The following is a 23,119-nucleotide window of genomic DNA, read 5'->3' on the forward strand; positions in this document are numbered from 1 at the left end:
CTAAAGCGCCATGTAGCTGCGCCACAACACATAGAGGCTGACGGCGAAGATGACGGCGCGGAAAATCGTGGCTAGCGTGTTGCGCCGGTCGGCAAGGCGCGTTGCCGCGATCGTTCCGATGATGCCGCCGCCGATGCCACCCGCTATGAAATAGCCCGCGGTCGCCCAATCGACCAGGCCTGATGTGGCATAGTTGGCGGCGGTGGTCAGGCCGAAGGTGCCGACGGCCATGAGCGAGGTGCCGACGGCGTTGATGAGGGGCATGCCTGTTGCGAGCAGCAGCGCTGGCACGATCAGGAAACCGCCGCCGATGCCGAAGAAGCCTGAGAACATACCCGTCAGCAGCGCGATCGCGGTCGTCTTGCCGTGCACCGCCATCGTCAGCGAGTGGGCGGTGATGTCAGAAGCGGTGCGGGTCTTGCGCATGGCGAAGCTGACGAACATCATCAGCAGGCCGAACATGAAGAGCAGCCTCTGACCGTCGACAAGCTTGCCGAGGCTCGATCCCAGATAGGCGCCGAGAGCGCCGGCGGCTGCGAAAATCAGCGCGCAGCGCCACCAGACGTGGCCCTTGGCGGCGTGGCCTGCGAGGTTGAGATAGGCATTGGCGGAAACGGCGAGCGCGCCGGTTCCGATCGCGGTGTGCACGTCGCGCATGCCCACGGCATACATCAGAAGCGGCGTGGCGAGGATAGAACCGCCGCCGCCGATCAGGCCCAGCGTGCATCCAACAAGCGAGCCAGAGCCGAGCGCGAAAAGGACATGCTGGAGCGATCCATCCACGATGTCATCTCCCCCAGACCGATCCGGGAAGGGCGTCGAGCGGGATCTTCAGGTAACGACGGCCATCGGCCTCGGGCTCCGGCAGCGCGCCGCCGCGAATATTGACCTGCAGCGCATGCAAGATGAGCTTCGGCATCGGCAAGGTCCGGTCGCGGGCCTCCCGGATCTCGATGAACTCGGCGCGCGAGCGACCGGCGACATGCGGGTTCTTCTGCTTCTGTTCGGCAACCGAGCTTTCCCACAAGGCATCGCGTCCGCCGGGCATGTAGTCGTGGCCAGTGAAAAGCCGGGTCTCGTCGGGGAGATCCAGAATGCGCTCGATCGACGTCCACAGGCTATCGGCGCTGCCGCCCGGAAAATCCGCCCGCGCTGAGCCGCTATCGGGCATGAAGAGCGTGTCGTGGATGAATGCTGCGTCGCCGACGATGTAGCTGATCGATGCCAGCGTATGCCCGGGCGAATGCATCACGCGGGCCTCGAGATCGCCGATCCTGAAGGTGTCGCCGTCGGCGAACAGCCGGTCCCATTGCGATCCGTCGCAGGCGAGGTCGGGCCAGTTGTAGATTTGTTTCCAGATCTTCTGCACCTGCACGACATGCTCGCCGATTGCGGTCGGCACGCCGGTGCGCGCCTTAAGGTAGGAGGCGGCGGAGAAATGGTCGGCATGCGGATGCGTGTCGAGGATCCACTCGAGCGTCAGGTTATGGCGCGCGATGTGGTCAAGCAGGCGATCGGCATTCGTCGTCGCCGTCGAGCCCGACTTCTCGTCGAAATCGAGCACGGGGTCGATGATGGCGCATTTGCGGGTGGTCGGGCAGGACACCACGTATTGGATGCTGCCCGTGCGCACATCGTGAAAGCCGGCGACCTCAGGCTGCTGCATAGACCGTGCTCTCCGTGGCCGCCACACGCGGGAAGAAGATCGCCCGGCTCGGATCGAAATCGTAATCCCTCTCAAAAGCGGTCGCATCGGCGGCGATCTGGGCGACAGAGTCGAGAATGAACCGGGCCTTCTCGTCATCGAGCAAAACGCTGAAATTCAACCGGATGAAGCCGGGCTTCATGATCTCCGCGCCGGACAGAATGGCCTGCCGGATCGCCTCCGATTGCTGATCGTCGATCGAGAGCAGCCGGTGGACATAAGGCCCGGCGCAGGCGCAGCCGCCGCGCGCCTGGATACCGAAGCGGTCGCTCAGCATGCGCGTGATCAGCTGCTGGTGGACATAGCCGCCCTTGCCGTCCTTCACGCGGAACGAGAAGATCGGCAGACGGTCGGGGCCGGGCAGGCCGAGGATTTCCAGCCGCTCGATATGTGTCCAGGCGCTGAAGGCGCGCTCCGCAAGCGCATGATTGCGCTCGGCCATCGCCTGCGCGCCGATCGCGTCCTTGACGATGAAGGCGAGTGCCGCCCTGATGTCGCCGACGACATTCGGCGTGCCGGCTTCCTCGCGGGCTTCGAGGCTGTCGCTATAGTCATGCGCGGTGGGAGACACGAACTTCACCGTGCCGCCACCCGGCCATGACGGCTTGGTCGCCGAGACAGCGTCGCGCCGGACGATCAGGATGCCGGAAGCGCCGGGGCCGCCGATGAACTTGTGCGGAGAAACGACGATGGCGTCGACCTCAGCACCTGATGCCGGTGACATGGCGATCGGCACATAGGGGCCGGCGCCGGCGTAGTCCCAGATCATCCTGGCGCCCGCGGCCTTGACGATGCCGGTGATCGTGGCGACGTCGCTGGTGATGCCGGTGATGTTTGACGCGGCCGAGAGCGTGCAGATCGTGAGATCCGCGTCGCTATCGCGCAGTGCTGCTTCGAGCAGACCAAGGTCAGGGCCGCCGGATGCCTGCTCGGGAATCTCGACGATCTCCGCGCCGCTCTCGCGCCAGGGCAGGATGTTGGAGTGGTGCTCGTAGGGGCCGATGACGACGCGCACGCGCTTGCCTGACGCAATCGCGTCCGTCACGCCGAACAGCGAGACCAGCCGGTTGATGCCCGCTGTCGCGCCGGAGCCGGTGAAGATCACCGCATGATCAGCATTCGCGCCGCAGAAGCCGCCGATCAAGCCGCGCGCTTCGCGGCGCATACGCGTCATGAAGCCACCGCAGTAGGAGGCCTCGGTGTGGCTGTTGGCGTAATAGGGGAGAACCTCTTCGAGCACGAAACGCTCGACCTGGTGCAGCGCCCGGCCCGACGCGACATAGTCAGCGTAGACGAGGCTCTTCTCGCCATAGGGACCGGATATCTTCGCTTTCGCTCCGACAAGCCCGTCGCGAAGAGCGGCGATGACATCGGCGCTTGCGAGACTATCGCGGAATTTCGACAATGCTGTCGCTGTGTGCGATGGGGCGAGGCGAGGGGTTTCCACGGTCGTTCTCCTTGCTGGGGATGGCGACGTGGATTGTAATCTGGAACGGGCCGAGCAAACTCACCTGATTTTAGGCGGAATTGGCTGAAGTCGGATCGTATGATCTAATTGGGCGGCATATCCGCTTATTTTGATATGGCTGTGCCGGCGAGCGCAATCTGGCTGAGCGAGATGGCAGCGAGTCAGGATGATCGGTTGTCGGAAACGGTGTTGCTGCACTCTCGCAAACAACGCGCACGACAAAGCCGACGCCTTGAGCGAGACAAGGCGCCGACCAACTGACTGACTTGGATCTTCCGGCCTTGATTAGCCTTCGTAGTGCCCGGACGCGGCTTCCTTGGCGGACTTCACAACGACGGCAAAATTGACGTCCTTCGTGATGGACGTGCCGCTCTTGCGGAGATCGGCGACCTCCTTGAGCTTGCTACCTGCCGGCGGATCGAGCGGGGTGACGGTTCCCGCGCGGAGATCGGCGACCCAAAGACCTTCTTCGCCGGTGATGCTGATGACAACGACTGCGCTCATGTTCTCTTTCCCTCTAAGATGAACTGTTAAAAGCCTGCCTTCTTGAGGCCCTCTCGGTAGAGGTCCTTATGCCATTGCTCCTTGCTGGGCACTGCCGCCAGCCAGGTATCGACGTCGAAATTCGGGTTTGCCTCGCGCACGCGGCGCACAAGAATGCGTGCCTTGTCGGCATGCCCCATCATCGCCCAGCTGGCTGCCGCCAGGCGATCCGCGAGGCTCGGGTCGGACATCTGGCCGATGTAATCGATCGACGAGCCGAATTCGCCGAGCGCGTAGTTGGCGCCCGCCGCTGTCCAGAGATACATGTCTGGGGTCAGTGGGTTCAGTTCGATCGCCCGCTCGATCTTCTGCAGCGCCATGCCGGGGCGAGAGCAATGCACCAGCGTATCGGCGTGGTCGGCGATGACGTCGGCGTAATGCGGCGCCAGCGCTTCGGCGACTTCCATCGCCTCGGCGCTCTCGTCGAAGTCGCCCTGCAACAGCTTGGCGACGCCGAATTCACGGTAGCCGTCGGCGAAGTCCGAGCGCTTCTCGATCGCCTGCCTGGAGAGGTTCTCCGCCTGCTTCAGGAGCTCGATATCGCCGCGCGCGGTGAGCAGCCACTCCTTGGAATAGGTGCGCCCCATGGCGCTCAGCGCCGGCGCGAAATCGGGGCTCGCGGCAAGCGCTGCCTTCATCTCCTTGCGCGCGCGCCGGAGGTTGGGAAGCGTCATGCGCGTCATATCGCGCTTGCCGGCGAGATAGCGGTGATAGGCCGCGGGATTGAGTTCGATATCGGCGCGCTGCTCCTCGTGGCGGGCGATTTCGCGCGAGACGGAGAGCGCGATCTGCCGCGAGATCGCGCGCTTGTCGCGCAGCAGGTCGAGGCGATGCAGGCCGAAACGTTCGGCCCAGAGAACCTGCGCGTCGTCGACGAAGATCAGCTGGGCAAACAGCGTCACGTCATCTGCGCTGCCACTGATGCGCGTCTCCAGCACGTAGTTGACGGCCTGTCGTTCGAAGAAGGCGGCCTGCGTTTCCACGTTGTGGCCGACCTGGACAGCAGAGTAGGGCGCGATCACGCGCAGGCTGTTGAAGGCGCAAAAACCGATGGTGATGTCCTCGATCAGCGACGAGGCGATGAGGCCCGCATCCGGGCTCACCGTCTGGTTGCTCGGAGGAAGCAGCACGAGACGCGGGATCGCATGGGCTATGCTGCCCGCTTCGACGGCCAAGCCGGCGGCCGCGCCATTGCGCGAAGGCGCTCTCGCTTCGGCTGCGACCTTAGCGCTGCTGTTCCCATTATCGGATGCCGAGAATTTGGCGCCGCGCTCGATCGAGCCGCGTCGCTTGGCGAAATAATTCTGAAGCGATTCAACATCTTGTTCGGCATTGAAGATCTTCAGCAACAACTGCAGAGTTTCCGGGTCCTGCGGCTCGGAACGGAAGAGGATAACCGCCGCCTTGCGCAGCACTTCCGCGTCTTCACGGGTCTGCGCATCGCCATGAGCCGCCCTCAGCGTCCGCTCAAGCAGCTCGACGTGCCGGTTTCCTTCATCGACGACCCAGCTCCTGAACTCGCGGCTCTGGATCTTGACCGGGCCGAGGAATGGCTGATCGAGCAGCTTGACCAGCCGCCGCAGCCGCGCGAACGGCGCCGAGGTCTCGTCTTCCCGAATGAGCTGGATGTCTGACGTCAGCAGCGTGCGATCAATCGAGATCGTGCTGCCCTCGAAGGATACGAAACTGGATCCGAGCTCGCTCTGATAGGCCTTCAGCCGGGAGAGCAGCTTTCGCAAGGTCGTGTCTGAAGCGCCGTTGTCCGTTTCACCCCATAAAAAGCGGGCGATCGTGGTGCGATACGCCGCCCCCTCGTCAAGCGTCAGCAGGTAGGCAAGCAGCAACAGCCCCTTTTCGGGCAAGGCGATAACACTGCCATCCTCGCCGGCCAACCGCAGCTTTCCAAAGGTCTCCAGAACGAACGTCATTTTACCCCTGATAGGTCCGCTTTTGCTGGGCGCCGGCTCGTCCCACGGGCAGTTTGTCACGATGTGCGGCGACATTCAACAGCTGCATTCGCGCTTGCGAGACGCAAAGGTTGTAATATCCTTGCGGTCGGAAACGTTCACTTACAGCTTGTCACACGCCCTCGTTTGCAAGTGAATGCGGAAAACAACGTATGGTCTTTCGGGCGCATAAGACAAGATCGGGATCAAGATGCGAGTGATCTTTGCCGGACCGACTCTTTTTGGTGCGGCCCTACCGCCCAGCGCGGATTATGAGATCCGGCCGCCCGCAAGGCAGGGCGACGTCTACCGGGCAATCATGGACGGCGCCAATGTCATCGGCCTGATCGACGGGATCTATGAGCACGTGCCGGCAATATGGCACAAAGAGATACTGTTCGGGCTGTCGCGAGGCGTCCACATGCTCGGCGCCGCCAGCATGGGTGCTCTGCGAGCAGCGGAGTGCGCCACCTACGGAATGATCGGCATCGGTGAAATTTACGAGGGATTCGCATCCAATGCGCTCGAAGATGACTCCGATGTCGCGCAAACGCATGCACCCGCCGAAATGGGGTATCTCCCGCTCAGCGAACCGCTCGTCAACGTCCGCGCCACAATATCGCGATGTCTGGCGCTCGCTCATATCAGCCGCGAAGAGCATGACGCGCTGCAGGCTGCCGCGCGGGCCATCTTCTTCAAGGAACGCACCTATCGTCAGCTGGTGCGGCGCGCACTGGGCGATGCGGAGCGCGCAGACGCAATCCTGACGCTGCTACGTGACAACGACACCAACCTGAAACTCCGTGACGCCCGGCTTTTGATCGAAGCGGTCGCCAAGACGCCCGACCGGAGGTTTGCATCGAATGTGACCTGGACGTTTCAGGCGACCGACTTTTGGAAGGCCGAGTTTCCGGATTGGGCTTAACAGTCGGCTGTTAAGGACGGAACGCTAAGCCGATACGAAGCCAATCAGGCTCTCACCTTGTCTAAGAGCAGTTGAGAGCTGATAGATATAAATCGAAAGTGGTAGATATATTTCAGAAATCCGTGCCAGAATGAGAACTATACATGTGGAAATCCTGCACATTTGTAGTATCTGGACATGTATAAGATGGCGTTATATAAGCGATACTTGAAGTGGGGGCTTCCATGGTATCTATATCGCTTGCTTTAGCGGACGATCATCCTTTGATGCTAGCCGGTCTGGTGGAATTTCTCAGGCCGCACGATCAATTCTCGATTGTTGCCACCGGTTCCACCGCCGACGATGCGCTCGACATAGGATTGCGGGCACAGCCGGACATTCTCATTGTCGATCTTATGATGCCCGGCAATGTCCTCGACGCGATCGGAAAGCTGGTGCGACAGGCTGTGACGACACGCGTTCTGGTCTTTACGGCAATGACGAGAACCGACCTTGTCATCAAGACGCTTGATGCCGGTGCCAGCGGATATGTCCTGAAAGGCAGCAACCCGCAGGAACTTATTCAAGGGCTGAACGCAGTTCACAATGGCGAGATATTCATTACATCGAGCCTTGCATGCCGGCTTGTGGAAGAGCAGCGGATGGCGAGCTATAAACGGGCCACGGGGACGGAGATCAAGCTAAGCATCCGTGAAGCTCAAATCATCGCCATGCTTGCGCGCGGCTGGACCAATCGGCAGATCGCATGCGAGCTGAAACTGGGCGAGAAGACCGTCAAGAACTACATGACGATCCTCATGCACAAATTGAACGCCCGAAACAGACTGGAAGTTCTCCTCGCCGCGCAGAAGCTCGGCGGTGATATCGAGCCGGCTGTCCGGCATTAGCTAGAGTCTGTCAGCAAACCTCACAGGAACAGTGACAACCAATTCCGTGCCTTTGGCGCGACGTTGTCTTATCTCCACGGAACCACCAAACGATTGGACACGGTTGTGAATGCCCGCCAACCCCAGCGTCGGCAAACGGTGCTGCGCCGTTGATTCGGGAACACCCGGACCGCTGTCACTAACGATGATTTTGATTTCCTCTTCACCAGCTCGCGCAATCACCTGCTGATCAATGCCGCCAGCGTGTCGGAAGGCGTTGGTCAATCCCTCCTGAACCGCCCTGTAGAGACAGATTTTCAGAGCTTCCGGGACTTCGCTGGGCAGGTTTTCGTAACTGGCCTTGACTGTGGTTCCGCTTGTGAATTGATGCCGATCGACGGCGAGCTTCAGAGCATCCTCCAACGAGAGCTGGGCGATTTCCGGCATCACCAAGCCAGTGGACAGATCACGCAGCTCGGTGAAAACCTGGCGGGCGATCGCCGACGATGACAGAGACGCCGTTGCGACACTTCCGGATTTTCCGTCCGCGGCGTCCCGCGCGCTGTCAGCTCCCAGCCGCAATATCAAGGCACCAAGAAGCTGGAGTGGACCGTCGTGCAGATCGGAGCCAAGGCGGTTGAGGAAGGTCTCGTTGAGCGCGCTGGCATCAAGGCGTGCTTTATCCGCGGCCCTTCGCAGCTCTTCGTTTTGCTGCGCCAGCGCGCGCGCTTCAGCGAGCTGGGTCTTAAGGCGCAAACGCTGTTCGATGATGGTCTTGTCGGCACGGTGTACAACGAAAAAGAGAGCACCAAAGATCGAGAATGTCGTGCCGGTGACCAGCAGCCAGGTCTGCCGCTGGACCAGGTCTCTTTTGTCGATGAAATCCTGAGCAGTTTCGTAAACCTCACCGACAGCAATGATGTCTCGTGTTCCCGGACTGTAGATAGGCGCGTAGATTTCGATCAGAGGCTCCTCGGTATCCCGGGGCCGCTCACCCTCGTCATCGTGGCCGTATTCAAGATGGACAACGACGTTGCCTGTGAATGCCTGATCGACGTTGGTGGACGGAAAGCGGCGGCCGATGAGAGAATTGTCCGTGCTATAGACGATTTCGCCATCGCGTCGCCAGACCCTGAGGCTTTCGATACGGCGGCTGAGGTCAGCGTTGGCGAGAAGATGATCGAGCTCCTCCCGCCTGGCCGGAGATACACGCGGCCCGGTTTCGGTCACTTCGACGTGTCGTGCGAGGAACCCTTCCATATAGAGGGCCGCGGATTCCGCGCGGCTTCGGAGTTGGCTGTCCGCGATCCTCGCGCTCAGCCACTCCCCCAATATCGCCGTCGCGCCGAGTATGATCAGCGCCGCCAAAATCCCAAATTGGGCCGAAAGGCTCAGCCTCCTCCAAGACCAGCGGCAGTTGCGCTCCCGCAATGAATGTTCCCCCTCCGACGGGACCAAAGTCCCATTATCGCCCATGCCTTAGGTCCTCCCCTTCCAGGCGGAAAGTCCTGAAAAATAGCAGGACCTCAGCAACTGTCGTTCTCCCCCTCGCATATTAGTATCAGCGCAAGAAGACTTAGCCAAATTTCACGGTGTGTCTGTCCGCGCGGCTCCATTTTCCCCGCTGGGCAGTCCTGCCGCCACGTCGAAACAGACCGACATCGGGCCCAACGCGGCCAACCCAACGGGAGGAGATAGAGATGGTTACCTACATTCGTTCCGACCTCGACTTCATACTGAAGCAGATCAAGATCGCGGAAGCGGACGCCGCATTCCGGCAGGGTGTTTCGACCGGCGATCCTGAAAACGTGGCAAAGCCGCTTTTCGGCCCGGGCGGATCGATACCGACCTACAATCTATCCTGGGGACTTCGCACTGTTGATGGGACCTATAATAACCCCCTTCACCCGGAGTGGGGCGCTGCCGATAACGAATTCCCCGAGCCGCTTGGCACGCAATTCAAGACCATCATGGTTCCGGCCGGCCCTGGAGGACAACTGGTCCCTGTTTCATACAACCCGACCGTCGACAATGATGGCCCCGGGCCCTCGGGTGCCGGCGACGTTTTCGATCCTTATGTCCGCACCATCTCGAATCTGATCGTCGATCAGACGCTGGGCAATCCGTCCGCTATCCTGACGGCGCTGCAGCGCGCTGGCATCGTCCCCGCTGCGCAGCAAATGGCGGTGACCGCACAGATCACCGCGGCTTATGAGCCGCTCAAGCCGCTGTTCAACGCACTTGGCGTGGCCGAGCGACTGAACGCCGAGGCCCAGGCCGCAGCGTCCGCTAGCCCCAACAACCAGGGCCTGCAGGATGCTGCCGCCCAGACGGCCGCCAACCTTGCCGCGGCGGAAGCGGCGCTTGCACTTGCCGATGACGATCTGATGCTGCTGCTCGATGCCAACGGTGTCGAGCTTGACGGCGTCAACGTCGTGATCACCAACGCCGCCCCCGATGAAGGGCTGTCGGCGCCGTTCAATTCCTGGTTCACGCTGTTCGGCCAATTCTTTGATCACGGCCTGGATCTTGTTGCCAAAGGTGGCAATGGCACGGTCTTCATACCGCTGATGCCCGACGATCCGCTCTATGTTCCGGGCGGCTCGACAAACTTCATGGTCCTGACGCGCGCTACCCTGGCGGGGCCCGGCGCGGATGGTATCCTGGTCGATGATCCGAACACGGCGGTTAACGAGGCGGCGGACAATACCGATCGCCCGGTCAATACCACGACCTCTTTCGTCGATCAGAACCAGACCTACACCTCTCATCCTTCGCATCAGGTCTTCCTGCGCGCTTACGCCCTCAATGCGGCCGGCGACCCGGTTGCCACCGGCAAGCTCATTGAGGGCGGCAATGGCGGCATGGCGACGTGGGGCGACCTGAAGGCGCAGGCGGCTGATCTCTTGGGCATCCAGCTTGTTGACGCCAATGTCGGCAACGTCCCATTGCTCGCCACCGATCCTTATGGCGAGTTCATCCGCGGCCCCAACGGCTATCCCCAGATGGTTACGGCCACCGGCCTGGTGGAAGGCAATCCCGCGGCCAATGGCGGGCTCGGGGTTCTTGTTCCTGCCAATGTCCTTTTGACGGGCCACGCCTTTCTTGCCGACATCGCGCATAACGCGGTGCCGGATGGTCTGGCCGATGGCGATATCGAAATTGGTCTCGGCAACCCCGACCAATCGCCGACCGATGGCAACTACGACAATGAGTTGCTCGATGCCCACTACGTTGCCGGGGATGGTCGCGCCAATGAGAATATCGGCCTGACTGCCGTCCACCACGTATTCCACTCCGAGCACAATCGTCTGGTCGAGCACACCAAGGAAACGGTGTTGCAGGACGCGATCGCACTGCTCGACGGCGGCGCGTCCCAGGCGGAGGCCGTGGCCTTCCTCAACGAATGGCTGATCAACGATGTCACGGAGGTTCCGGCCAACGCCGACGGCCTCGTCTGGGACGGCGAGCGCCTGTTCCAGGCTGCGAAGTTCGGAACCGAGATGCAGTATCAGCACCTGGTTTTTGAAGAGTTCGCCCGCAAGATCCAGCCGAACATCAACGTGTTCCTGGTGCCGGATGGCTTCGATGTGACGATCGATCCCTCAATCGTCGCTGAGTTCGCGCATGTGGTCTATCGTTTCGGCCATTCGATGCTGACGGAGTCGATCGATCGCTTCGATCCCACGTTCACTGCCGATCATATCGGTCTGATCGAAGGCTTCCTCAACCCGCTCCAGTTTGAAAACAACGGCGGCATCTCGACCGTCGATGCCGACATCTCCGCCGGCGCCATCGTTCGTGGCATGACCCGCCAGGCTGGTAACGAAATCGACGAGTTTGTGACCAGCGCACTGCGCAACAATCTGCTGGGCCTTCCGCTCGATCTCGCGACGATAAATCTGGCACGCGGCCGAGACACCGGCGTTCCCTCGCTGAACGAGGCGCGCTCGCAGTTCTATAACGCCACCAACCAGGACATTCTGCTGAAGCCTTACGAGAGCTGGGTCGATTTCGCCGGGCATCTGAAGCATGAAGCGTCGATCATCAACTTCATCGCCGCCTACGGCACCCACACGCTCATCACCTCGCAGCCGACACTCGAGGGCAAGCGAGATGCAGCACTGACGCTTATCTCCGGCGTATCGGTCGGCGGCCTTGCCGTGCCCGCGGATCGTCTGGATTTCCTGAATGCCACCGGAGCTTACGCCGGAGGCTCGCTCGGAGGCCTGAACAACGTCGATCTGTGGATCGGCGGTCTGGCCGAGGAGATCATGCCGTTCGGCGGCATGCTCGGCTCGACATTCAATTTTGTCTTCGAAATGCAGATGGAGAAGCTGCAGAACGGCGACCGCTTCTACTATCTGCAACGCCTCGATGGCTTGCACCTGTTCGGCGAAATGGAGAACAACTCGTTCGCCGCGATGATCATGCGAAATACCGACGCGACGCATCTGCCTTCGGATGTGTTCTCGACCCCCGGCCTGATCCTCGAGGTCGACGCCACACGGCAGTTCAATGACCTTGACGGGGACGGCGTGCTCGAGAGCACGGATCCTGTCGGCGACGGCATCCTGACGCAGCTTGTCATCCGCAACAATCCGGCGACGACAGGTCCAGACACGAACTACCTGCGCTATACCGGCGGCGACCACGTCGTCATGGGCGGCACCGATGGTAACGACATCATCATCGCCGGCATCGGCGACGACACGCTGTTCGGAGACGCCGGCAACGACAGGCTGGAAGGTGGCTTCGGCAACGATATCATCAACGGCGGCGACGGCGATGACATCATTGTCGACAGCGGCGGCGACGACAACATCAAGGCCGGCAAGGGCAATGACGTCGTTCACGCGGGTCCCGGACTCGATCTGGTGATGGGCAATGACGGCCAGGACTTCATCTTCCTGGGCACGGACATGGGCTCGGAGGTCTTTGCCGGCACCGGTAACGACTTCATCTATGGCAACAAGAACGCCGAACGCATCCTCGGCAACGAGGGCAATGACTGGATCGAAACCGGGACCTTCGACGGCGCTCCCGGCGACAACTTCGACGAAATCTTCTCGCACGACGAAATCGATGGCCACGACGTTTTCCTGGGCGACGGCGGCTTCGACGAATTCATCGGGGAGGGCGGCAACGAAATCTTCGTCGGCAGCGCCGGCCGAGGCAAGATGGTGGGCATGTCCGGCTTCGACTGGGCGACCTACAAGGACAACCCCAACTTCGTGAACGCGGACCTGTCGATCCCCATCGTGTTCGATGAGGCTCCGACCTTGCCGCAGAACGCTTCACTCGACGAATATGAGTCCGTCGAGGGCCTTTCCGGTACGCGGTTCAACGACATTCTCACCGGCACCAACGTGCTTGCCGCGGAACGCCTTCCGGCCGCTCAAGGCGGCACCGAAGGTTATCAGGGCAGCGCGCTCGATGCAGAAGGTATCGCGCTCATCGCCGGCTTGCAGGAACTCCTCGGTGCAGGCGTGACCGCTTACAGCGAAGGCGACATCATTCTGGGTGGTGACGGCAGCGACCGCATGACGGGGCAGGCCGGAGACGACATCATCGATGGCGACAAATGGCTCGACGTCCAGATCGGCGTCTTCGCACCAGGAGACACGGAGCATGCGGGCCCGCCGATTGCCTTGCACAACTCGATGACCACGCTTGCCGCCAGCATGTTCAATGGCACCATCAATCCCGGCCAGCTGGCGATCGTGCGAACGATCAGAAACAGCAACGATCAGGTCGACAGCGATGGTGTTGCAGACATCGACACCGCCGTATTCTCCGGCGCACGGGCTGAGTATGACATCACGTTCAATCCTGACGGAACCGTTCTCGTCGCTCATACCGGTGGTCTTGCGACCGACGGCACGGATACGGTCCGCAATGTCGAACGGCTTGAGTTCACGGATCAGACCATCTCGCTGCAGGCACCCACGCTTGACCTTAATGGCGACGTGACAACCACGATCACCACGACGGTTGCGCAGGCATATCGCGACCAATTCAATGGAGCGTCTCACGCCAACAGCAACGGCACGGTTGCCTGGGCGACCAGGCCTTGGGTGGAAACCAATGATACGACGACCGGCAACGTCGTCACTGGTGGACAGATACAGATCGATACCGGAGGTGGCACCGTTGACGGTGCTGCCGGAACAAACCAGTTGCGCTTCCTAGCAGGCGACGGAGCGACAATTACGCGCGCCCTCGATCTTACCGGCCGCACCACCGCGACGCTTACATTCAGCTACGACATGACGGACTTGGAAGCTGGAAAGAACCTCGTCGTCGAGGCGTTTAACACCGTAACGTCGACCTGGCAGTCACTGGGATCCTTGCAAGGATCGAACATCGGCGGAGGCAACAACACAAACGGCACCTTCACGGGAACGCTCACTCCGGCCCAGATTGGCGCAACCTCCGCGATCCGCCTCACCGCGGTGGGTAATTGGAACGACGGCAACGACACGCTGTTCATCGACGACCTGAACATCGCGACCACCACCGTGACAACCACGACCACGCCCGGAACGCCAGGCAATAACTACGTGGCGAATTACACCGAGAATGGCGCGGCAGTGGCGATCGCCTCGGGTGCCCGGATTACCGACGATGGCACGACCATGGCTTCGGCCCGTGTCGTTCTCACCAATGCCAGCGCAGGTGACGTTCTGTCGGTGGCGGGCGGATTGCCGGGTGGCATTACCTCGGCGGTCGACACCAGTGTTGCCGGGCAGATCACGCTCACCCTGTCCGGCAACGCATCGCTCGCCAATTATCAGACTGCGATCGGACAGGTCCGTTTCGCCAACAGCACGGATAATCCTGCCACGGTCGACCGCATCTTGCAGATCACGGTCAATGACGGGCTGCTCAGCAGCGCGGTCGCGACGACAACGGTTCATGTGGCTGCGACCAATGATGCACCATCCGCCAACAACGACACCGTCATCACCAACGTGGCCGCGAACACCGCCTTCACGATCTCACAGGCAGCGCTTCTTGCCAACGATACGGATCCGGAGGGTTCACCGGTCACCATCACGGCAGTGGGTGGCGCCAACGGTCTTGCAAGCGGGCCGACACTGGCTGCGGGCGGCATCACTCTGTCGGACAATGGAACGGCTGGTGGCTCGTTCACATACACCGGCAGCGACGGAACGCTGACCGATCCGGCAACCGTGACCATCAATCGGGTTACGACAGCGGGTATAACCGGGACGGCTGCCGCCGACATCATCGTTGGCAATACCGCGGCCAATACGATCACGGGCGGTGGCGGCAATGACCATATCAGCGCCGGCGACGGCGGTGACACGATCAGCGGCGGCACCGGAAACGACATCATTCTCGCAGGCGCCGGCAACGACACGATCAACTGGAACGCGAATGCTGCCGGTGACACCGATGGTTTCGACATGGTCAACGGCGAAGTAGGCGGGGCGGATACGTTCATCGTGAACGGCCGCGCCGGTCTGGCGGAGACGTTTACGATCTATGCCAGAGCTGCGGCAGTCGCAGCTGGCATCCAGGTCGTCGGAGCTGATACCGAGATCATCATCACCCGCACGGTGGCAGGCACGACATCCGTCATTGCCGAGCTCGACAACATCGAGGAGATTAGCGTCAACACGCTCAACACCACCGCCAACAACGGCAATAACCCGACGGCGCCGGATGGAGGAACAAGCAACGGTGATACAATTCAGGTCATCGGTAATTTCGATGCGCCGAACACTAGCCTGAACTTCAGTACAATCACAATCGACGGCAATGCCGGCGACGACACCGTGGACATCAGTTCTCTCGGCTCCGCGCATCGCATCGTCTTCCGTTCGAATGGCGGCAAGGACACGATCATCGGCCAGCTCCGGCCGCAGGACGTCATTGAACTGCCTGCCGGCGCCGTGCTTGCCGACTTTGAGACCACCGAGGCCAATGGCAAGGTCACGATCAGCAACGGTACCAACTCCATCACCTATACTGCCCAGGCGGGTAGCACGCCGCAGATTGTCGGGAACGGCGAAGTTCCAGACGAGGAAGGCGAAGTACCCGAAGTCCCGACGATACCTGCACCGACCACCGGTGCACCGATCGCCGGCACTGCTACCGCCAACGTTTTGATCGGCACCGCAAGCGGTGAAACGATCGTCGCCCTTGCCGGTAACGACACGGTCATTGGTGATGGTGGCGCCGATGTCGTCAGGGCCGATGAAGGAGACGACTTCGTCTCGGCAGGCGGTGGCAACGACATGGTCTTCGGCGGCGACGGCAATGACGACCTGTTCGGCGGCGATGGCAACGACATGTTGTACGGCGACAGCGGCAGCGATCGCATCTTCGGTGACGCCGGCAACGACATGATCAACGCCGGGGCGGGCAACGACACGGCCTACGGCGGCAGCGGAAACGATCTGTTCGTGGCTGGTGTCAACGATGGAGACGACATCTACTACGGTGAGGCCGACATCGATACGCTGGACATGTCGTCGATCACCGCCAATCTCACTGTCGACATCGGCAGCGGCTTCATGGGCCAGGGAAGCGCTTCCAGCAGCCAGTCGGGCCATGACACGCTGTGGGGCTTCGAGAACGTCGTAACAGGGTCCGGCAACGATGTGATCACGGCCAACTCGTCCGTGAACATCATCGAAGGCGGAGCGGGCAACGATACCTTCCGCTTCCTGTCGGACACCGCAGCAAATGGCGACACGATCACCAGCTTCCAGGCCGGTGACAAGATTGATCTCAGCGGCACGGACGCAAACAATGGTGTCGCCGGCAATCAGGCATTCACGCTGATTTCAGGATCGACCCTCAGCGGGGCCGCCCAGATCGCCGTGACGCATGAAACCAGGGATGACGGCGACTACACCGTGGTCTCAGGCAGTGTGGACAATGACGCCACCGCTGAGTTCCGGCTGAGCATCAAGGGCAATCACAACCTGACCAGCACGGACTTCAACCTCTAGCCAGAAGTGTCCTGCGCGCCCGTGAAACGGTGCGCAGGACCTTTCCTCAACAGCAGGAATTGGTGACATCATGCGTCCGAAGAGCCCGTTGACCGGTACGAAAAGAAAGAATGTCGAGAAGCTGACGCAGAGGTTCAGGGGGATATTCCTGTTCCTTTTCCTCGCATCCGGCATCATCAACATCCTTGCCCTGACCGGGTCGTTCTACATGCTGCAGATCTATGATCGCGCGTTGACAAGCGGCAGCGTGCCAACCTTGCTTGGTCTGTCGGCACTGGCGATCGGGCTCTACCTGTTTCAGGGCCTGTTCGATATCATCCGTTCGCAAGTGCTGGTGCGGGTCGGAGCGCGTCTCGATGCCAAGATCGCGCCCATGGCGCATCAGGTGGCCATCGACATGCCTCGTTTCGGCTTCTCTACGGCTGAATCACTGGACCGTGGGCGCGACGTCGACACGGTGAGGGGATTTGTCAGCAGCCAGGGACCGCTTGCGTTCTTCGATCTTCCCTGGATGCCGCTCTATGTCGTGTTCGTCTATATGCTGCATCCCTATCTCGGCGCCCTGACCTTCGGCGGCGCCTTTGTGTTGTCGATCCTGACGATCGTCACCGAACTCATGACACGCAGATGGGCGGCCGCGACGCACAAATCAGGCATCGAACGCAATGCCATCGCGGAATCGAACACCCGCAATGCCGAAGTGCTGAAGGCGATGGGGTTCGCGGAGCGGGCTGTAAGGCGGTTCAATCGCGCCAACCAGGAGCACCTTGCCCTGCAGACACGCACCAACGATATCAGCGGCACTTTTGGTGCCGTTTCAAGGGTGCTGCGCATGATATTGCAATCCGCGGTTCTCGGTCTCGGAGCATGGCTGACGATCATCGGAGAACTATCAGCAGGCGCTATCATCGCTGCCTCCGTTGCATCTGCCCGCGCGCTCGCACCCGTCGACCTCGCGGTCGGCAACTGGAAAGGGTTCGTTGCCGCGCGGACAGCATTCGGAAGGTTGAAGGAAACAGTGGTGGCGCTCTCCGGCGCCGAACCGCTCATGACCCTGCCGGCGCCAAAAAGGACCTTGAAGGTCGAAAAGCTCACAGTGGCCGCGCCAGGGTCGGGCCGCATCCTCTTAAGCGATGTCAGCTTCGAGATCACCGCCGGACAAGCGCTCGGGATCATCGGGCCGAGCGGTGGCGGAAAGACCACGCTCGCGCGCGCGCTGACTGGTATCTGGCCGGCATTGCGCGGCAGTGTACGTCTTGATGATGCCGAATTGACCCAGTGGAACGACACCACGCTCGGACAGCATATCGGCTATCTTCCGCAGGATGTGGCGCTGCTCGATGCTACCGTCGAGGAAAACATCTCCCGTCTGGAAGATCGCCTTGATGCAAGAGCGATTGTCGAGGCTGCGCAGACCACGGGTGTTCATGAGATGATCGTCCGCCTGCCGGAGGGCTACCGGACCGCGCTTGGGCCGCAGGGCGCTTCGTTGTCGGCGGGACAGAGGCAGCGGATCGCGCTTGCGCGCGCGCTGTACCGCAACCCATTTGTCGTGGTTATGGACGAGCCCAATTCGAACCTGGACGGGGAGGGGGAGTCCGCTCTGACCGAGGCGATAAATGCCATACGAACTCGCCAGGGTATCGCCGTCGTGATTGCCCATCGGCCAAGCGCTCTGGCTGCGGTCGACCTTATCGCTGTCGTGCAGAATGGCAAGATGGTCGCATTCGGGCCCAAGCACGAAATCTTGAAACCAGCCGCAGTTGGCGATGCCAATGGCAGAGCGCCGATGACTGCGCGCATGACCTCAAGGGTGTCGGAATGATCGAGGCCAAAGGAACAAAATCGGCCAAGGACGAAGATCCTCAGGCCAAATATCTTCTGAAGAACGAGGACGTGCGATCGAAGGCTCCGGCGTTCGTTGCGATGCTCCTGACAGGGATCGCGCTCTATCTGAAGAGCGCATTGTCCAGCGACGCAGCCGAACCGAGCCGCGATGAATCGCCGCCTCCGGACGAGCCGGAGCAGGGGCGGATGCCGCCGGCGGCGATCAAAGCCGGCGTATTGCGAGTGATCGAACCAGCATCGCGTCCTGAGGCGGCGCCCAGAAAGCCCGCGGGGCCGCTGCCGGGTGGTGGATCGCGCGAAGAAGCCATCGATGCCATCGAGTGGCCGCCCTTCATGTTCCAGCGCATCGAGTTGTCCGCACCGCTCTTTCAAAGGCTGCCAGCCGCCGGCTCGATCACCTTGCGGGCGTCGAACGACAATATCGACCGAGGCGGCTCTTTCTCCAGTTCCCATACGACGGGAAGGCGAGGTCAACAGGACGTCGAGGATGAGAGAACGGACGAAGAGAGGGAGGAGGACGAAAAAACCGAGGAAGGCACCCCGTCTGCCAACCGTGCGCCTCGCGTCGCTGGCCCTGTCACGCTGCTTGATGTATCCGGCTGCGCCGCTGTCCTCATCGGCCTTTCAGATCTCTTGCGCGGCGCGTCGGATCCGGATGGCGACGCGCTGCAAGTTACGAATGTGACCGTGTCGTCAGGGACAATCGTCAAGGCGGAAACGGGTTGGCTGTTCGACTGGACCGAGCTTGGTGGCGTGACCGTCAACTACGTGATTTCGGACGGCAAGCTTTCGGTTGCTCAAACCGCGCATTTCGCGGTCGTCACGGCGCCACCGATCGTTGGCACCGACGGCGGAGACCTTCTGCTCGGCACGGACTGTGCGGACGTGATCGATGCAATGGCGGGCGACGACAATATCGACACGCGCTCTGGCGCCGACACGGTCCACGGAGGAGGAGGCAACGACAACATCGTTGCTGGCAGCGGTGACGATATCATCTTTGCGGGTCTGGGCGATGACGTTGTTTTCGGAGGCGCCGGCAACGATCAGATTCACGGCGGCGCGGGCAGGGACCGCCTGTGGGGAGACGAAGGCAACGATGTCGTGTTCGGTGATGAAGGAGATGACTTCCTCAGCGGCGGATCAGGTGATGATCGGCTCTTTGGCAACGATGGCAATGACACCGTTTCCGGCGACAGCGGAGATGATGTGCTGGACGGTGGCGATGGAAACGACGCACTTTCTGGCGGAGAAGGCGACGATACGCTTTTGGGACAAGAGGGCCGTGATACGCTTTCGGGAGGGGACGGCGATGATGTTCTGACCGGAGGCTCGGGCGGCGATACGGTCGCAGGCGGGGCAGGCGCTGATAGCGTCATCGGAGATCTGGATGCCGCTGATGACTATTACGATGGCGGTGATGGTCTGGATACGCTCGACTACTCCGCGGCCGCGATGTCCATCGTGGTGGACCTTTTGGAGTCGGTCGCGACCGGAGAGGAGATTGGATCGGATAACGTTGCCTCCTTTGAGGTCATCAGGCTGGGCAGCGGATCCGATACGGTTACGGGCTCGGCTGGTGACGAGACGGTCATCGCCGGTGCAGGCGAGGACCGCATTCTCGATGGAGGCGGCGCCGACCTCGTCTACTGCGGTGATGGCGACGACATCATCATCGCTGCAAGCGACGGCGCAGACGATCGCTATGATGGCGAGGCCGGATCGGACACCGTGGACTACTCCCAGTCGGCTCATGGCGTGCTCGTCGATCTTTCGACCGGCGTGGCAACCGGCCTGGATATCGGGAGTGATATTCTTGAGAACATCGAACAGGTGATCGGAACTAACGAGGAGGATGTCTTTACCGTCGGGCTGACGACGTCCATTCTTCAGGGCGGCGGCGGCAACGACGTGTTCCAGTTTACCCTGCCATCCAGCGCGTCAAGCAGCGACGTCATCCATCATATTCTGGACTTCATGGTCGGCGACCGGATCGAGACATCGGCCTACCGCATTTTCGAAGAGCTCGCCGACGATCTCGAGGACCATTTCGAGGCTGTCTACGGGCAACAGGACGACGATGATGCTCAGCCGATCCGGGTGCGACACGAAGGGACACACGAACTCAGCCGCACGCTCATCGAGATCGATGCCGATAACAACCAGACTTACGAAATGACAATCAATCTGAGCGGTCACCACATGCTCGTGGTCATCGACGCGGCCGCTTGAGGGGAGGGACGTGCATGTCCGAGCAACGAAACATCTGCCGAGATGGCGACGACGCCGACACTTCATTTCCCGTCACCGTGCGAGTGATGGCGGGGGCAATCCTCGGCGTCCTGCTTTTTGCGGGTGCAGGCGGGTGGGCGGCGACGACACAGCTGAGCGGCGCCATCATCGCATCCGGCTTGGTCAAGGTCGATCAGAACCTCAAGGCCATCCAGCATCGCGACGGCGGGATCGTCAGCGAAATCGCCGTCAGGGAAGGGGATTTCGTCACCGAGGGGCAGATCATGCTGAGGCTCGACGATGCTCAGACCCGTGCTGAACTATCGATCGTCAAACACCAACTGGTCGAGCTTCTGGCCAGACAGAGCCGCCTCATCGCCGAACGCGATAACCTCGCCAAGATCGACTTCGGGTTCGGACAGCGTGACCTGCTAAGCACAAACCCCGCTGCATTTGTGGGCGAAACGCGTCTGTTCGTCGGTAATCGGCAAAATCGTGAAAGCCAGAAGCAGCAACTGCAACTCGGTATTTCGCAGCTCGAGGAGGAGATAAAGGGGCTGTCCGCCCAACGCGATGCCAAGATCGACGAGCTGGCCCTGGTCGAGCTCGAACATAAGAAAATAAAAGGGCTCACCGACAAGAAACTGATGGAGACGTCGCGGAAATACGTGATCGATCGTGAAATGGCGAAGCTCAAGGGCGAGAGCAGCGAGATCTACGCAAGCATCGCTCGATCAAAGGCACGCCAGAGCGAGATAGGGCTGCAGATCATAGCGATCGACGAAGCCGCGCGAACCGAGGCGCAGCGCGAATTGAGCGCGGTCGAGCCGAAGATCTCGGAACTGAAAGAGAAGAAGATTGCGATAGAGGATCGTCTGTGGCGCACCGATATTCGCGCGCCGCTCACCGGAACGGTCAACGAACTTTTCGTCCATACGATCGGCGGCGTCATTACGCCCGCGGAAAAGCTCGCAACGCTTGTTCCCTCGCAGGCTGCCTTGAAAATCCAGGCAAAGCTCTCGCCCACCGATATCGACCAGGTTTTCTACGGGCAGCATGCACGCATGCGTTTTTCCGCATTCAACCAGCGAACCACGCCTGAGTTATCCGGCAAGATTGCCTACGTCTCGCCGGCAACGAGCAGCGACCCTGCATCGGGCGATATATTCTATTTGGCTGATGTCATGGTATCGGCGGAGGAAATGGCAAAGCTTGAGGGCAACGTCCTGCTTCCTGGCATGCCGGTCGAAGTGTTTATCTCGACGGAACAGAGAACCGCTTTCTCGTTCCTCGCAAAGCCTTTGACCGACCAATTCAGCCGCGCCTTCAAGGAGCAATGAGATAGGACTGCCAAGCTGGAAGCGTTGGCTTGTGAGTTCATGCTGAAGCGCGACTTACGGGTTCAGCCAAGCTAACCAGCATAACGAATCTGCGCGAGGAGTTTCTTTCGAAAGACCTCTGCCGGCGTTCGATAGCCAAGGCATTTGCGTGGCGTAGTGTTCAGCCGATTGCAGATCTCGATAAGGTCGGCATCGCTGACGGAGAGCGGATCGACTTCTCTCGATAGCCATTTACGGGCTCGTCTGTTGGTGTTTTCGACCGTGCCTTTTTGCCATGGCGATTGCGGATCGCAGAACCAGGTCTGGGTGCCTATGCTTGCCTGAAGGTAAGGCCAATCGGTGAACTCCGTGCCGCGGTCAAAAGTGATGGAGCGACGCGCTAGATGGGGCAGGGCTTGCAGTGCCTGGACGAGGCCGTCCATGACCGGCCGGGATTGCCGGTCATTGTTACGCAGGAAGATGGCAAAGCGGCTCACCCGCTCGACAAGCGACGTCACATTGGCTTTCCCGAACTTCTTGCGGAACTGAATGAGATCGCATTCCCAATGCCCGAATTGCTTTCGATCAGCAACAGCGTCGGGGCGGCGAAGAATGTTGAGTTCCGGGCTAAACCGTTGACCGTGTTTGCGTCTGGCGTGACGCGGTCTACGTCGAGCCCGATGTTCGGGCAAATGTCGCCATAATTTTATCGCCTGACCATCGGCCGAATACGCGAACTTGTAGATCGTTTCGTGGCTCACCGAGACAGGATGTCGCTCTAGCCGCATTCGGCCGGCGATCTGCTGCGGCGACCAGCCATGCATGATCCGGTCTATGACGGACTGCCTGACATTCGAGAAGCGCGACAGCTTCCGCAATTTAGCGCGCCGTTCGCACGCCATGTCATGCGCCGTAACACAATAATAGCCGTTCAGATCCGGGACGACGTTATCGATAAACATGTTGCGCCGGATTTCCCGGAAAATCGTCGAGCGATGACGCCCGAGCTTCTCGGCGATAATGTCAACAGTCAGGCCCGCCATGCGCCAGCGGGCGATCTTACGCCGTTCATCCATGTCGATGTGGGAGTAGGTGCGTTTCATTGCAGCTTCCTTGCGAGTGACAACCCATTGGTATCATTCGCAAGTCGCACTTCATCCTTGAACCCACCCCGGCTACATACAATGTCAAAGCTGAATAGGGCTGCGACGTTGTCAGCCATTTAGATACGCGACACTGGCTGCTCGGATCAGCCCCCGATCCGACCGGCTGGGCCGGGT

13 protein-coding genes are annotated in these 23,119 nt (G+C 60.6%); 6 read left to right on the plus strand and 7 right to left on the minus strand.

The genetic code is table 11. From position 1 onward, the window contains the following. From J5286_RS26430 to J5286_RS26450, 5 genes are all read right to left on the minus strand, one after another. Positions 1-783 (minus strand): sulfite exporter TauE/SafE family protein, encoded by a 783-nt coding sequence (locus J5286_RS26430; RefSeq protein WP_209192949.1) that lies wholly within the window; start codon positions 781-783, stop codon positions 1-3. Between the two features lie 4 nt (positions 784-787). After that, the gene (locus J5286_RS26435) at positions 788-1,666 is read right to left on the minus strand and encodes an MBL fold metallo-hydrolase (protein WP_209192950.1); all 879 of its coding nucleotides are present in this window, start codon (positions 1,664-1,666) and stop codon (positions 788-790) included. After that, complete coding sequence (locus tag J5286_RS26440; RefSeq protein WP_209192951.1) at positions 1,653-3,152, minus strand: aminotransferase class V-fold PLP-dependent enzyme; 1,500 nt, start codon at positions 3,150-3,152, stop codon at positions 1,653-1,655. The genes J5286_RS26435 and J5286_RS26440 overlap by 14 nt, the downstream gene beginning before the upstream one ends. Before the next feature lie 306 nt (positions 3,153-3,458). Continuing rightward, positions 3,459-3,677, minus strand: coding sequence for a hypothetical protein (locus J5286_RS26445; protein ID WP_018901692.1), 219 nt, complete (start codon positions 3,675-3,677; stop codon positions 3,459-3,461). A gap of 26 nt (positions 3,678-3,703) precedes the next feature. After that, positions 3,704-5,644, minus strand: a complete 1,941-nt coding sequence (locus tag J5286_RS26450) for a hypothetical protein (RefSeq protein WP_209192952.1) — start codon at positions 5,642-5,644, stop codon at positions 3,704-3,706. A 229-nt stretch (positions 5,645-5,873) separates the two neighbouring features. On the opposite strand from J5286_RS26450, the gene J5286_RS26455 reads away from it, so the two are divergent. Further along, on the plus strand, positions 5,874-6,587 hold the full coding sequence (locus J5286_RS26455; RefSeq protein WP_209192953.1) for a TfuA-like protein: 714 nt from the start codon (positions 5,874-5,876) through the stop codon (positions 6,585-6,587). A 212-nt stretch (positions 6,588-6,799) separates the two neighbouring features. Then, positions 6,800-7,474, plus strand: coding sequence for a response regulator (locus J5286_RS26460; RefSeq protein ID WP_348529290.1), 675 nt, complete (start codon positions 6,800-6,802; stop codon positions 7,472-7,474). On the opposite strand, the gene J5286_RS26465 is transcribed toward J5286_RS26460, so the two are convergent. Continuing rightward, on the minus strand, positions 7,475-8,929 hold the full coding sequence (locus J5286_RS26465; RefSeq protein ID WP_209192954.1) for a sensor histidine kinase: 1,455 nt from the start codon (positions 8,927-8,929) through the stop codon (positions 7,475-7,477). Positions 8,930-9,153: 224 nt separating this feature from the next. On the opposite strand from J5286_RS26465, the gene J5286_RS26470 reads away from it, so the two are divergent. From J5286_RS26470 to J5286_RS26485, 4 genes are all read left to right on the plus strand, one after another. Then, on the plus strand, positions 9,154-16,440 hold the full coding sequence (locus J5286_RS26470; protein WP_209192955.1) for a peroxidase family protein: 7,287 nt from the start codon (positions 9,154-9,156) through the stop codon (positions 16,438-16,440). A 70-nt stretch (positions 16,441-16,510) separates the two neighbouring features. Then, positions 16,511-18,265: a type I secretion system permease/ATPase gene (locus J5286_RS26475; protein WP_209192956.1), complete on the plus strand. Its 1,755-nt coding sequence runs from the start codon at positions 16,511-16,513 to the stop codon at positions 18,263-18,265. After that, positions 18,262-20,520: a calcium-binding protein gene (locus J5286_RS26480; protein WP_209192957.1), complete on the plus strand. Its 2,259-nt coding sequence runs from the start codon at positions 18,262-18,264 to the stop codon at positions 20,518-20,520. The genes J5286_RS26475 and J5286_RS26480 overlap by 4 nt, the downstream gene beginning before the upstream one ends. Before the next feature lie 14 nt (positions 20,521-20,534). Further along, positions 20,535-21,860 (plus strand): HlyD family type I secretion periplasmic adaptor subunit, encoded by a 1,326-nt coding sequence (locus tag J5286_RS26485; RefSeq protein WP_209192958.1) that lies wholly within the window; start codon positions 20,535-20,537, stop codon positions 21,858-21,860. Positions 21,861-21,931: 71 nt separating this feature from the next. Here J5286_RS26485 and J5286_RS26490 read toward each other — a convergent pair whose 3' ends face one another. Next, complete coding sequence (locus tag J5286_RS26490; protein ID WP_209192959.1) at positions 21,932-22,942, minus strand: IS30 family transposase; 1,011 nt, start codon at positions 22,940-22,942, stop codon at positions 21,932-21,934. Positions 22,943-23,119 lie beyond the last annotated feature (177 nt).

Origin of the sequence: Rhizobium sp. 16-488-2b, from assembly GCF_017741815.1 — a bacterium.
Taxonomy (GTDB): domain Bacteria; phylum Pseudomonadota; class Alphaproteobacteria; order Rhizobiales; family Rhizobiaceae; genus Rhizobium.

Excerpts from the sequence above, each read along its gene's own strand:
- J5286_RS26435 (WP_209192950.1), bottom strand. The coding sequence starts at position 1,666 with ATGCAGCAGCCTGAGGTCGCCGGCTTTCACGATGTGCGCACGGGCAGC.
- J5286_RS26445 (WP_018901692.1), bottom strand. The coding sequence starts at position 3,677 with ATGAGCGCAGTCGTTGTCATCAGCATCACCGGCGAAGAAGGTCTTTGG.
- J5286_RS26450 (WP_209192952.1), bottom strand. The coding sequence starts at position 5,644 with ATGACGTTCGTTCTGGAGACCTTTGGAAAGCTGCGGTTGGCCGGCGAG.
- J5286_RS26455 (WP_209192953.1), top strand. The coding sequence starts at position 5,874 with ATGCGAGTGATCTTTGCCGGACCGACTCTTTTTGGTGCGGCCCTACCG.
- J5286_RS26465 (WP_209192954.1), bottom strand. The coding sequence starts at position 8,929 with ATGGGCGATAATGGGACTTTGGTCCCGTCGGAGGGGGAACATTCATTG.
- J5286_RS26470 (WP_209192955.1), top strand. The coding sequence starts at position 9,154 with ATGGTTACCTACATTCGTTCCGACCTCGACTTCATACTGAAGCAGATC.
- J5286_RS26475 (WP_209192956.1), top strand. The coding sequence starts at position 16,511 with ATGCGTCCGAAGAGCCCGTTGACCGGTACGAAAAGAAAGAATGTCGAG.
- J5286_RS26480 (WP_209192957.1), top strand. The coding sequence starts at position 18,262 with ATGATCGAGGCCAAAGGAACAAAATCGGCCAAGGACGAAGATCCTCAG.
- J5286_RS26485 (WP_209192958.1), top strand. The coding sequence starts at position 20,535 with ATGTCCGAGCAACGAAACATCTGCCGAGATGGCGACGACGCCGACACT.
- J5286_RS26490 (WP_209192959.1), bottom strand. The coding sequence starts at position 22,942 with ATGAAACGCACCTACTCCCACATCGACATGGATGAACGGCGTAAGATC.